Source organism: Blastochloris viridis (assembly GCF_001402875.1).
GTDB lineage: Bacteria > Pseudomonadota > Alphaproteobacteria > Rhizobiales > Xanthobacteraceae > Blastochloris > Blastochloris viridis.
Map to the genome: position 1 here is coordinate 215,525 of NZ_CP012946.1, position 11,674 is coordinate 227,198.

The window sequence follows — 11,674 nt, forward strand, 5'->3', positions numbered from 1 at the left end:
ACTCCTAGGCGAGTGTCTTTTCGGCGGCGGCCGGCGTCGCGCGAGTTGGTGAACGAAAGGTCGGTCCGGCCGGCGCCGCGGCGCGGCCGCTACAACCGGATGCGGCGCTCGTAGAGGTCCGGCAGGTCGTTCTCGAACAGCACCACGTCGCCAGCGCGCAGATTGGCCTTGAGCCAGCCCATCGCGTCGGCAAACGTCTCGCACGGCACCACCGGGCGGTCCGGCGCGGCGCGGCGGAACGCGTCGATGAAGCTGTCGATGCGGTCGGGGATCACCGGCAGCAGCACGTCGACGTGGTCGGCCGCCACCCCGCCGAGCCGGGCGTGCTCCTCGTCGTGCATGGTGCCGAGCTCGACCATGCCGGGCGTCACCAGGATGCGCCGGCCGGTTTTGCCGACGATGAGGTCGAGCGAGGCCAGCGCCGCCGCGAACCCGACCGGGTTCGAATTGTAGGCGTCGTCGACCACGATCGAGCCGTCGGGCTGCGGCTTCACCTCCAGGCGGTGGGCGATCTGCGGCGTCGATTTCAGCGCGGTGACGAGGTCGTCGGGGTCGGCGCCGAGCGCGCACGCCGCCGCGAACGCCAGCGCCATGTTGCCGGCGTGGTGCAGGCCGTGCAGCGGCGCCTTGAGGGCGTAGGATTTGCCCTCCCACACCACGTCGGCCTCGACGCCCTGGCGGCTTTCGCGGGTGGCGAGCACCTTGAGCCGGGCCTCGGTCTCCGGCCCGACCACGATCACCTTGTCGGTGCCGCCGGCGAGGAACGCCTTGGCCGCGTCGAATCCGAGCACCTGGCCGGCGAGCACGGCGATGCCGCCGCGGGCGCGCGCCGCTGCCGGCAGCTCGAACTTGGCGCGGGCGACGGTGTCGAGCGACTTGAAGCGTTCGTAATGGGCCGGGCCGATGGCGGTGACGATGGCGAGATCGGGCGGCGCCAGCCTGCACAGCCGCTCGACCGAGCCCGGTCCGTAGGCGCCCATCTCGCAGACGAAGAAGCGGTGGTGCGGCGCGAGCTGCTCGCGCACGATGCGGGCGATGCCCATCGGGGTGTTGATGCTGCCAGGCGTCACCAGGGTCGGCGCCTGCATCGACAACAGGTGGCCGAGGATGTGCTTGACCGAGGTCTTGCCGAACGAGCCGGTGATGCCGACGGTGGTCGGCTTCAGCGTCTGGAGCTTGTGGTGGGCCTCGGTCCAGAACCGCCGCTGCACCCGCGCCTCGAACGGCTTCAGCATCAGATTGCCGGCGATCAGCGCGAACGGAATCGCCTGCACCGCGGCGATCCAGGCCAGCAGCGGCAGTCCGGCGGCGACAATGGCGAGCACCACCGCCGCCTGCACCGCGCCGGCGGCGATCAGGATGCGGCGGGCGCGCTCGGTGATCGCCAGCGTCTTCTTGGCGACGCGGCGCGGATCGGACTCGCGCAGGCCCAGCACCACGAACGTCACCGCGCCGAGCACGGCGCCGATGGCGGCGACCAGCTCGTCCTCGGGCGCGTAGAACGCGATGCCCAGCACCGCCATCGCCACGGTGGCGCGGATGTCGACGGTGAAGGTGCGCAGCAGCCAGCCGAGAAAGCGGGCGCCGTCGTATTCCTCCTGCTGGAAGACGTGGAGATAGGTCAGCGCGCGCCGCCAAGCGAAGAAGGCGAAGCCGCCGGCGAGGACGAACTGGGCAATCACGGTCAGGACAACCATCCGAGCCCCTTCAGGAAGGTCTGGATCTGGAACAGGGTTTGCGGCCGGGCCGAGCCCAGCACGGTGAAGTGGTCCTGGCGCTCCAGGAGCACCAGCTTGGAGGCGGGGATCAACGCGTTGAGGCGCTCGCCGAGCTCGGGCGGGGTGTCGGTGTCGGCGCTGCCGTAGATCAACAGCGTCGGCGCCCGGACCTGGCGCGCCACCTCGGCCAGGTCCTCGCGGACGGCGGCGAGGAACACCGCGCGCAGCGCGCCGGCGCCGGCATAGTCGGCGCTGCCGAAGCGGGCGCGCAGGCGCTCGCGCGCCGGCCCTTCGGGCACCAACAGCTTCAGCGCCTTGAAGGTGCGCACCTTGAGCCACATCCACGCCCGCTGCTGCGGCGAGCGCCGCCGCTTGAGGCCGGCGGCGGCGATCAGGCACAGCGCGTCGACCAGATCGGGGTGGCGGGCGGCGAGCTGCAGCCCGACCCGCGTGCCGAACGAGTGGCCGATCCACACCCGCCGGCCGGGCGGCAGGGTGGCCAGCCAGCCGGCGACGGCGTCGGCATAATCGGCGGTGGTCCACGTCGCCGGCGGCGGCGGGCTCGACCCGAAGCCGGGAAAGTCGATCAGGGTGGAGCGGCCCCAGCGGCGCGCGCTCTCGGCCAGCGGCGCCATCGCCGCGCCGGAGTGGCCCCAGCCGTGCGCCCAGATCAGGTGCAGCCCGCCCTCGCCGGCATCGCCGAGATGGACGAGGTGGACCGGCGCGCCGGCCATCACAACGGTTTCAGCGGTCATGAGGTGGCCTTATCACGGCGCCAGCACCGGCCGGTAGAAGGCGCGCGCGCCGTTGCCGACCACCGCCGCCCACAGCTTGGTGCCGAGGTCGAAATGCCAGTATTCTTCAGCGTAATTGGTGAAGCCCTCCGCCGCCATGGCGTGGGTGAGGATGCGGCGGGCGAGCAGGCGGGGGTCGTCGGCGCGGACCCGCCCGGCGTCGAACTCGCGCTCGAAGAAATCGGTCTCGCTGCGCTCGCCGGCATGGTCGAAGCCGGCGCCGAAATCGAGCAGCGTGTCGGTCTCGCGCAGCCGCAGCACCAGATCGACCGCGCCGCCGGTCAGATGCGGCGGCCACGAACCCGGATCGTTGAGGTCGAACCCGCGCGGGTCGGCGATGAAGGTCGCGACCTCGTGGGCGATCTGCACGTCCGGCCAGGACGGGTTGTCGCGCCGGACCTTGCGCTCGTAGAAGGTCCACAGCCCGCGCTGGGTGAGGAGCGGCCGCCAGCCGTCGTGCAGCCACAGCGCCAGGCCGTGGGGGGCCAGCGCGCGCTCGACCCGTATCAGCGCCTCGGCCACGCCCTGGCGGACCAGCAGGTCCGGGATGGCGCCCTCGATCGGCCCGCCATAGGGCGGGTTGCGGCCGTCGCGAATCGCGTAATAGCATTCGCCGACGAGGCCGAAGGCGCGGGCCTCGACCAGCGGCTCGCGGCTGCGGCCGTCGGTGCCGTCGAACGGCACCTGGCGCGCGCGAACCATGGCGCCCCGCCCGACCTTGGGAACGGGGCGGCTGGCGTCGGGATGGCTTTTCAGCCAAACGGGACTCACTATTGCCATGACTTGAGCGTTGTAGGACGACGGCTTGGCCCGGGCAAAACAATCTTGGCCCGGAGGCCGGTTCGGACGCGGCCGCGGAGCACGGCCGCCATCGTCGCCGACGCGGAGCATTGGGGGACGTCGTCATGAAAACGCGGGTCGCGGTGTTGTTCGGCGGGCGCTCGCCCGAGCACGACGTGTCGATCGTCACCGGGCTTCAGGTGCTGGACGCGCTCGACCAGGGCCGGTTCGAGGCGTTCCCGGTCTATCTCTCGACCACCGGGCGCTGGTTCGTCGGCGAGCAGCTCCGCGAGCGCAGCTTCTACCTGCCCGGCCCCGACGCCGAGAAGAAGCTGACCCAGGTCACGCTCGATCTGACGCCGAACGACCTTGGCCACGGCGTGCTGCTGCCCAAGGACAAAGGCGGGCTGTTCTCGCGGGCGAAGGAGATCGCCTTCGACGTCGCGCTGCCCGCCTTCCACGGCCTGATCGGCGAGGACGGCCAGATCCAGGGCGCATTCGAGACCGCCAACGTGCCCTATACCGGCATGCGCACCCTGGCCTCCGCCGTGCTGATGGACAAGGCGGCCACCAAGCGCCTGCTGGCCGAGACCCGCATTCCGCTGCTGCCGTGCGAGGTGATCGACCGGCCGGCGACCGGCATGCTGCCCTCGCTCGCCGCGCTGGCCGAGCTGACGAAGGCGCTGGCCTTCCCGGTGATCGTGAAGCCGGCCCACCTCGGCTCCTCGATCGGCGTCGCCAAGGTGGCCACCGTCGAGGAACTGCGGGCGGTGCTGCCGCCGATCTTCAAGCTCGACAACCAGGCCATCGTCGAGCCGTTCGTCGAGAACCTGGTCGAGTACAACATCGCGGTGGCCGGCTTCGAGGGCAAGGTGCGCACCTCGGCGGTCGAGCGGCCGAAGCGGGCGTCCGACCTGCTCGACTTCAAGCAGAAATACCTCTCCGGCGGCGCGAAGGGGGGCAAGTCCCCCGGCGCCCGCAGCGAGGGCATGCTGTCGCTCACCCGCGACATCAACCCCACCTTGCCGGACGGGCTGGCGGACAAGCTGCGCAAATGGGCGGAGCAGACCTTCCTGGCGGTGGGTGGCACCGGCACCCCGCGCATCGACTTCCTCGGCAATGCCGAGACCGGGGCGGTGTTCCTCAACGAGGTCAATCCCTGCCCCGGCTCGTTCGCGTTCTTCCTGTGGGAGGCGGCGGCCGAGCCGCTGTTGTTCACCGAGCTGCTGTCGAAGCTGATCGACGAGGCCATCGCCCAGCACCGCGTCCGCCAGATCCCGGCCGACCCGACGCTGGTCGAGGCGCGGCTGTTTCCGCGGCGGTGATCCGAACGCCCGCCAGCGATACGATGGCCGGCCGGATCTCCCGAAGCACCATCGTCGCAAACGCCTTGATTGGAGCGGGCTTTTTCGGCGACAGGAATTCGGAACTGCGGCCTGACCGGCCGGATTTCATATGCCCGGCCGCAATTCGCATCAGCCGGCGGCGGGTGCCAGCAAATCGGCGCGGAAGCGCTCCCGCACCACCGCGATCGGCCGGCCGTCCTCGCCCACCAGCACCGCGCGGTGCTCGAACGCGAAGCCGGCGGTCAGGCGCGGGGTGTCGAACGACACGCCGAAGGTCCGGCGCACCGGCCGCAGCGGCTCGATGACGCCGCTGAACGGAATGTCGGTGGTCTCCAGCGCCGCCACCATGGCCGGGCTGAGCAGGCGCGGCCGGAACCAGTTGTCGGCCTCCGCCAGCACCAGATCGCCACGCTTCAGCACCACCAGGCGGTAGATCACCGCCTCGCCGGCCTCCGGCCTCAGCTCGCCGCGGCATTCCTCGTCGAGCGGCCGCGGCGCGACCTCGCGCAGCAGGCGCACGGTGATCGGCCCGTGCGACAGGCCATGGGCCTCGCACCAGGTGAGAAGGCCCTCGGTGGCGGTCGGCGAGCTGAGCACGTGCTCGCTCAGCCGGCAGGCGGCGGCGCGGCCGGCGTCGCCATCATGGCCAGCCTCGCCGCGGCCGGCCTCGCTTTGGCCAGCCTGTTGGAGCGTCCGGTCGGTCACTTGGTTCGTTCCGTGCGATTTTGGCGACGCGCGTCGCGTCGCGGCGGCCCGGCCGGCACGCCAGGGCGGCCACCGGACCGGAACGAGCGCCATCAAGGCCATGTTGGCGCCGTTGTCAAACCACGGGCGTCAACCGTCCCGCCCGGCCCCCGCGCCGAGCCTTGCCAGCCGGCGCAGATCGAGCGCGCCGGTGAGATGCACCACCGCGCCGTAGACCGCGGCGCCAAGCGCGATCAGCCCGGCCAGCACGGCGGCGCGCGCCGCGGTGCCGCCCGCCAGCGGTGCCGCCAGCGTTTGCGCCGCGGTCAATGCCACCGCCATCGCGGCGGCGGCGGCGACGATCTTGGCCAGCGCCACCCTGGCGGGATGGTCGAGCCGCAGCCGGCCGCGCCAGGCCTCGGCCCCGGCCAGCGTCGCCGCGTTGAGCCAGCCCGACGCCGCCACCGCCGCCGCCACGCCGCTGGCGCCGAACGCCGGCAGCAACAGCACGCCGCCGCCGATGGCGACGCCAAGCCCGATCAAGGCAGTGGTCATCGGGGTCGCGGTGTCGCCGCGGGCATAGGCGCCGGCGGCGAACACCTTCTCCAGCACGTGACCGGGCAGGCCGAACGCCAGTGCCGCCAGCACCGCGGCGGTGGTGGCGCTGTCGGCGGCATCGAACGCGCCGCGCTCGAACAAGGTGCGGGCGATCGGCCCGGCCAGCACGACCAGGCCCACCGCCGCCGGCAGCGCCAGGCCGGCGGCAAGCTCGACCGCGCGCGACTGCGCCGCCACCAGCGCCACGCCGTCGTCGGCGCGGGCGTGCGCCGCCAGCACCGGCACCAGCACGCCGGCGACGACCGCCGACACCACGCCGAGCGGCAGCTCGTAAAGGCGGTCGGCGTACCACAGATATGACGCCGCCCCCGGCACGCCGGAGGCGACCGCCACCGCCGCCATCAGCTTGAGCTGGGGAATGCCGGCGGCGATCAGCCCCGGCCCGGCCCGGCGGAAGAACCGCCTGACCTCCGGCGCCAGCGACGGCGTGAGACGTCCCACCGGCGGCTCGGCAAGCCGGGCCGCCGCCACCGCCACCACCGCGACCTGCACCGCCCCCGCCGCCAGCACCGCCGCCGCCAGCAGCGCACCGGCGGCCGGCTGGCCGGTGAGGCCGCCGCCCAGCGCCGCCGCCAGCGCCGCGATCATCACCAGATTGAACGCGATCGGCAGGCCGGCCACCGCGCCCACCCGGCCCTCGGCGTTCAGCACCCCGGCCAGCACTGCCACCACCCCCGCCAGCACGGCGTAGCCGACCGTCCAGCGCCCCCACGTCACCGCCAGCGCGAAGCGGGCGTCGTCCGGCGCGAAGCCCGGCGCGATCAGGCCGATCAGCTGCGGCATCGCCACCGCCGCCACCGCCGCCGCCGCGGCCAGCAGCACGGCGAGGCTCGCGAGCACGGCGCCGGTGAAGGTGCGGGCGGCGGCGGCGCCACCCTCGGCGCGCAGGCGAAGCCAGGCCGGCACGAACGCCGCGTTGAGCGCGCCCTCCGCCAGCAGGCGGCGGGCGAGGTTGGGCAGCTGGAACGCGGCGACGAAGGCGTCCGCCAGCGGCCCCGCGCCCAGCACCGCCGCCATCAGGGCATCGCGCGCAAAGCCGAGCAGGCGCGACAGCAGCGTGAAGGCGCCGACGGTCGAGACCTTGCGGGCGAGGGATCTGGAAGCGGCCATCGGAATCGCCTTTGCCCGACCCTAGCCGGCGGCGCCAGCGCCGTCACCGGGCAGCCTGCGCCGGCCAAGCCGTTGCGTCGGCGCAGTGGCGATGGTAGGCCGCGCCAACGCTCGCCAGTGGATCCTGACCCATGACCCTTCGCTACGACGTGCTCGGCCTCGGCAACGCCATCGTTGATGTGCTCTCGCGCTGCGAGGAGGATTTTCTGGTCCAGCACGGCATGGCCAAGGGCGCGATGACGCTGATCGACGAGGCCCGCGCCGAGGCGATCTACGCCGCCATGGGCCCGGCGATCGAGGTGTCCGGCGGCTCGGCGGCCAACACCATCGCCGGGGTCGCCGCGCTCGGCGGCCGCGGCGCCTTCATCGGCAAGGTCAAGAATGACCCGCTCGGCGCCAGCTTCGGCCACGACATCCGCTCGCTCGGCGTCGCCTTCGACACCAAGGCAGCGGAGGCGGGACCTGCCACCGCGCGCTGCTTCATCCTGGTGACGCCGGACGGCCAGCGCACCATGAACACCTATCTCGGCGCCGCCCAGGATCTGTCGCCCCGCGACATCGACCCCAACGTGGTGGGCGCGGCGGCGGTGACCTATCTCGAAGGCTATCTGTGGGATCCGCCGAACGCCAAGGACGCCTTCCGCGCCGCCGCCGCCCACGCCCACGCCGCCGGGCGCCACGTCGCGCTGACGCTGTCGGACGCGTTCTGCGTCGACCGCTACCGCGAGGAGTTCATCCATTTGATGCGCTCGGGCACCGTCGACATCGTGTTCGCCAACGAGGCCGAGCTGCATTCGCTCTATCAGACGTCGGACTTCGCGACGGCGCTGCGCGCCATCCGCCGCGACGTCAAGCTGGCGGTGGTCACCCGCAGCGAGAAGGGCGCGGTGGTGGTGAATGCGCAGGGCTCGGTCGAGGTGGCGGCGGTGCCGATCGAGCGGGTGGTCGACACCACCGGGGCGGGCGATCTGTTCGCCGCCGGCTTCCTCTACGGCTTCGCCCGCGGCTTCGACCACGCCACCTCGGCCCGGCTCGGCACCATCGCCGCAGCGGAGGTGATCTCGCACATGGGCGCCCGGCCGGAGGCCAATCTCAAGGCGCTTGCGGCGGAGAACGGCGTCGCGCTGTAATCCGGCTGCCGGCCGGCACGCGGCGACAGCTTGCGCGCGGGGTGCGGAACCGGTACCTCCGGCGTGCGAGGTTCGCCATGATCCGGTTTCTGGTTCGTCTCATCGGCTTTCTGCTGCTCGCCGGCGGCTTTGCGTCACTGGTGATCGACGGCACCCGCTCGATCGCGGTGTCGGCGGTGACGGTGACGCGCGCGGGCGATGCCTGGTACGCGCTGTCGCCCGCCACGCTCAATCTGGTGCAGGCCGCCACCGAGCGCTATGTCGCGCCCTGGCTGTGGGACCCGGTGCTGGTGAGCGTGCTGTTCGTGCCGGTGTTCGTGCTGTTCGGCGTGGTCGGCCTCGCCCTGATGGTGATCGCGCGGCCGCGCGCGAGCGCGATCGGCTGGTCGTCGCGGGATTGATCATCGCGAGGTTTTGACCGGCGCCCGTTGGCCGGCGCGAGGCCGGCGCCCCATATCGGGGCTGGAGCATCGACCGCCCTGACTGCATCAGGTCAGATGCTCTAGGTCTTTGTTATTTCGCATTTTCTTTCGCACAACCGGATTCCACTTGTGCGGAAAATGCTCTAGCAAACCCGAGTGCGCCGATGTTCCCGTTCAAAAAATCCGATAACGCCACCACGCTGCCCGGCCGCGCCAGCCCGATCATGACGCCCGGACGCCATGTCGTGTCGGGCCGGCCGCTGGCCGGGCCCTACCCCGACGGCATCGAGACCGCGCTGGTCGGGCTCGGCTGCTTCTGGGGTGCCGAGCGGGTGTTCTGGCAAACCCCCGGCGTGTGGGTGACGGCGGTCGGCTATGCCGGTGGGCTGACGCCCAATCCAACCTATCAGGAGGTGTGCTCCGGCCGCACCGGCCACGCCGAGGTGGTGCTGGTGGCGTACGACCCGGCCCAGCTCACCTACGAGCGCCTGCTCAAGCTGTTCTTCGAGGCCCACGACCCGACCCAGGGCATGCGCCAGGGCAACGACGTCGGCACGCAGTACCGTTCGGTGATCCTGACCGCGAACGAGCGCCAGCGCGCCGCCGCCGAAGCCGCGAAGGCCGCCTACGCGCCGGCGCTGAAGGCCAAGGGATACGGCCCGATCACCACCGAGATTGCGCCGGCGGGGCCGTTCTATTTCGCCGAGGACGTTCACCAGCAGTATCTGGCGAAGAATCCGGGCGGCTATTGCGGCCTGGGCGGCACCGGCGTGAGCTGCGCGGTCGCTGCCGGCTGATCAGGCGAACGCGGCCTGATCAGCCGGATTTGGCCTCACGCCTCGTCGTCGTCCGGTTCGCTGCGGTCCTGGAACTTGGCGAACACCTTGGAGAGGTCGACATTGGCGGTGGTCGGCGCCACCGGCTCCGGCTCCGGTTCCGGCACGCGGGTGGTGAGCTCGGCCGGCAGCAGCGTGGTGCCGCCGACAGTCGGCAACGGCTTTTCCTTGGCGGCGCGCTGCACCTCGAGGTCGAGGTCGATCTGCGAGCACAGCCCCAGCGTCACCGGGTCCATCGGCTGCAGGTTGACGCTGTTCCAGTGGGTGCGCTCGCGCACCGATTCGATGGTCGACTTGGTGGTGCCGACCAGCCGCATGATCTGGGCGTCCTTCAGCTCGGAATGGTTGCGCACCAGCCACAGGATGGCGTTGGGGCGATCCTGGCGCTTGGACACCGGGGTGTAGCGCGGCCCGCGCCGGGTCTTGACCTCCGGCACGCGCACCTTCGATTCCAACAGCTTCAGCCGCCGGCTCGGGTCGGCGACGGCGAGGTCGAGTTCCTCGCGCGACAGCTGGCCGTTGGCGACCGGGTCGAGCCCCTTGATGCCCTGGGCGGCCTCGCCGTCGGCGACGGCCTTCACCTCCAGCGGATGCAGTTTGCAATAGTCGGCGATCTGGTCGAAGGTCAGCGAGGTATTTTCGACCAGCCAAACCGCGGTCGCCTTCGGCATCAGAGGAGCGTTGGCCATCACACGATCTCCTGGACTCGATCCCGGCTTGTGCCGGACTCAAAAGGGGTCTGCGCTCCGACCGCCCTTCCGGACGGAGCCCCGCATCGTTCTCGATAGTCGGGATTTGCCGTCACTATAGGGATTGCGCCATGTTTTCGCAATTGCCGGTGACAGCGCCGGCCCGCCGTTTTCGGCCGGCGCTGGGGCGCACCCAACGTCACCGCGCCGGTGGGCGCGCCGCCGCGCCGGTGCGGTCATGATCCGGATTATCGGCATCGACCCTGGCCTGCGCCGCACCGGCTGGGGCGTCATCGCGGTGGACGGCTCCCGCCTCAGCTTCATCGCCTGCGGCACCATCACCTCCGACGGCAACGACAGCCTGGCCGAGCGGCTCGCCATGCTGCACGACGGCCTGGTCGAGGTGATCGAAGCCCACCGCCCGCACGAGGCGGCGGTGGAGGACACCTTCGTCAACAAGGACGCGGTGGCGACGCTGAAGCTCGGCCAGGCCCGCGGCATCGCGCTGCTGGTGCCGGCGAAGGCCGGGCTCAGCGTTGCCGAATACGCCCCCAACCTGATCAAGAAGTCGGTGGTCGGCGTCGGCCACGCCGACAAGGCCCAGGTCCAGGCCATGATCAAGGTGCTGTTGCCGAAGGCCGAGCTGCCGAGCGCGGACGCCGCCGACGCGCTGGCGGTGGCGGTGACCCACGCCCACCACCGCACCGCCCGCAAGCTGGCGGGGTGAACGCTTGCCGGCGGCCTGGCCGCGGTGGCATTGATGCCGCGTCGTCTCCGGCGGCGCGAGGGCGGCGCGGGACGACGCCACCAGGTTCGGCCGGCGGGGCGCAAGGATGATCGGCAAGCTCAAGGGCACCATCGATTCCTACGGCGAGGATTTCGTCATCGTCGACGTCGGCGGCGTCGGCTATCAGGTCCACTGCTCGACCCGCACCCTGCAGGCGCTGCCGGCGGTCGGCGAGGCGGCGACGCTGTCGATCGACACCTTCGTGCGCGAGGACCAGATCCGGCTGTTCGGCTTTGCCTCCGACAGCGAGCGCGAATGGTTCCGGCTGCTGCAGACGGTGCAGGGCATCGGCACCAAGGTGGCGCTCGCCATCCTGTCGACCCTGAAGGCGTCCGACCTCGCCGGCGCCATCGCGCTCGGCGACAAGGCGATGGTCGCGCGTGCCCCCGGCGTCGGCCCCAAGGTCGCCGCGCGCATCTGCGCCGAGTTGAAGGACCGGGCGCCGGCCTTCGCCGGCATCGACCCCGCCGTGAGCCGGCTTTCCGGCGCGCTCGAGGACGCCCGCGCGCCGGCGGCGGTGGCCGACGCAGTGTCGGCGCTGGTCAATCTCGGCTACGGCCAGCCGCAGGCGGCGGCGGCCATCGCCGCGGCGGTGAAGGAGGCCGGCGAGGGCGCCGAAACCGCCAGGCTGATCCGCCTCGGCCTCAAGGAACTGGCGAAATAGAGAAACGCGACGTCTCGGCGAACGGACGGCGACACACCGGCCGGTCGGCCGGATTCCGTCAGCGGCCCCTGCGCCAGCATCCGGGGCGGTCGGAAC

The 11,674-nt window shown here is 71.7% G+C and carries 12 protein-coding genes; 6 read left to right on the forward strand and 6 right to left on the reverse strand.

What is annotated here, in order from left to right:
* Nucleotides 1–89: 89 nt before the first annotated feature.
* From BVIR_RS01015 to BVIR_RS01025, 3 genes are read right to left on the reverse strand one after another with little or no spacing between them, the layout of a single operon-like run.
* Nucleotides 90–1,697 (reverse strand): Mur ligase family protein, encoded by a 1,608-nt coding sequence (locus BVIR_RS01015; RefSeq protein WP_055036053.1) that lies wholly within the window; start codon nucleotides 1,695–1,697, stop codon nucleotides 90–92.
* Nucleotides 1,685–2,473 carry an alpha/beta fold hydrolase gene (locus BVIR_RS01020; protein ID WP_055036054.1) on the reverse strand — a complete coding sequence of 263 codons (789 nt, stop codon included), beginning with the start codon at nucleotides 2,471–2,473 and terminating at the stop codon, nucleotides 1,685–1,687. The genes BVIR_RS01015 and BVIR_RS01020 overlap by 13 nt, the downstream gene beginning before the upstream one ends.
* Before the next feature lie 12 nt (nucleotides 2,474–2,485).
* Nucleotides 2,486–3,214, reverse strand: a complete 729-nt coding sequence (locus tag BVIR_RS01025; RefSeq protein ID WP_055036055.1) for a M15 family metallopeptidase — start codon at nucleotides 3,212–3,214, stop codon at nucleotides 2,486–2,488.
* A 203-nt stretch (nucleotides 3,215–3,417) separates the two neighbouring features.
* On the opposite strand from BVIR_RS01025, the gene BVIR_RS01030 reads away from it, so the two are divergent.
* A complete protein-coding gene (locus tag BVIR_RS01030) occupies nucleotides 3,418–4,617 on the forward strand; it encodes a D-alanine--D-alanine ligase (protein WP_055036056.1) in 1,200 nt (399 codons plus the stop codon).
* Nucleotides 4,618–4,767: 150 nt separating this feature from the next.
* Here the strand turns inward: BVIR_RS01030 and BVIR_RS01035 are convergent, their stop codons facing one another.
* A complete protein-coding gene (locus BVIR_RS01035; RefSeq protein WP_145911915.1) occupies nucleotides 4,768–5,343 on the reverse strand; it encodes a hypothetical protein in 576 nt (191 codons plus the stop codon).
* 129 nt (nucleotides 5,344–5,472) lie between these two features.
* Nucleotides 5,473–7,050, reverse strand: a complete 1,578-nt coding sequence (murJ, locus tag BVIR_RS01040; RefSeq protein ID WP_055036058.1) for a murein biosynthesis integral membrane protein MurJ — start codon at nucleotides 7,048–7,050, stop codon at nucleotides 5,473–5,475.
* A 131-nt stretch (nucleotides 7,051–7,181) separates the two neighbouring features.
* Between murJ and BVIR_RS01045 the strand changes: the two genes are divergently transcribed.
* The 3 genes from BVIR_RS01045 to msrA all read left to right on the forward strand — a co-directional run bounded on the left by BVIR_RS01045 (nucleotide 7,182) and on the right by msrA (nucleotide 9,399).
* Nucleotides 7,182–8,180 (forward strand): adenosine kinase, encoded by a 999-nt coding sequence (locus tag BVIR_RS01045; protein ID WP_055036059.1) that lies wholly within the window; start codon nucleotides 7,182–7,184, stop codon nucleotides 8,178–8,180.
* Between the two features lie 77 nt (nucleotides 8,181–8,257).
* The gene (locus BVIR_RS01050; RefSeq protein ID WP_055036060.1) at nucleotides 8,258–8,581 is read left to right on the forward strand and encodes a hypothetical protein; all 324 of its coding nucleotides are present in this window, start codon (nucleotides 8,258–8,260) and stop codon (nucleotides 8,579–8,581) included.
* 185 nt (nucleotides 8,582–8,766) lie between these two features.
* Complete coding sequence (msrA, locus tag BVIR_RS01055; protein WP_055036061.1) at nucleotides 8,767–9,399, forward strand: peptide-methionine (S)-S-oxide reductase MsrA; 633 nt, start codon at nucleotides 8,767–8,769, stop codon at nucleotides 9,397–9,399.
* A gap of 35 nt (nucleotides 9,400–9,434) precedes the next feature.
* Here the strand turns inward: msrA and BVIR_RS01060 are convergent, their stop codons facing one another.
* Nucleotides 9,435–10,127 (reverse strand): DUF1013 domain-containing protein, encoded by a 693-nt coding sequence (locus BVIR_RS01060; protein WP_055036062.1) that lies wholly within the window; start codon nucleotides 10,125–10,127, stop codon nucleotides 9,435–9,437.
* Nucleotides 10,128–10,365: 238 nt separating this feature from the next.
* Here BVIR_RS01060 and ruvC point away from each other — a divergent pair, with 238 nt between their 5' ends.
* Together ruvC and ruvA are read left to right on the forward strand one after the other, a co-directional pair.
* Nucleotides 10,366–10,854, forward strand: a complete 489-nt coding sequence (gene ruvC / locus BVIR_RS01065) for a crossover junction endodeoxyribonuclease RuvC (protein WP_055036063.1) — start codon at nucleotides 10,366–10,368, stop codon at nucleotides 10,852–10,854.
* A gap of 106 nt (nucleotides 10,855–10,960) precedes the next feature.
* Nucleotides 10,961–11,578, forward strand: coding sequence for a Holliday junction branch migration protein RuvA (gene ruvA / locus BVIR_RS01070; protein WP_055036064.1), 618 nt, complete (start codon nucleotides 10,961–10,963; stop codon nucleotides 11,576–11,578).
* Nucleotides 11,579–11,674: the final 96 nt, after the last annotated feature.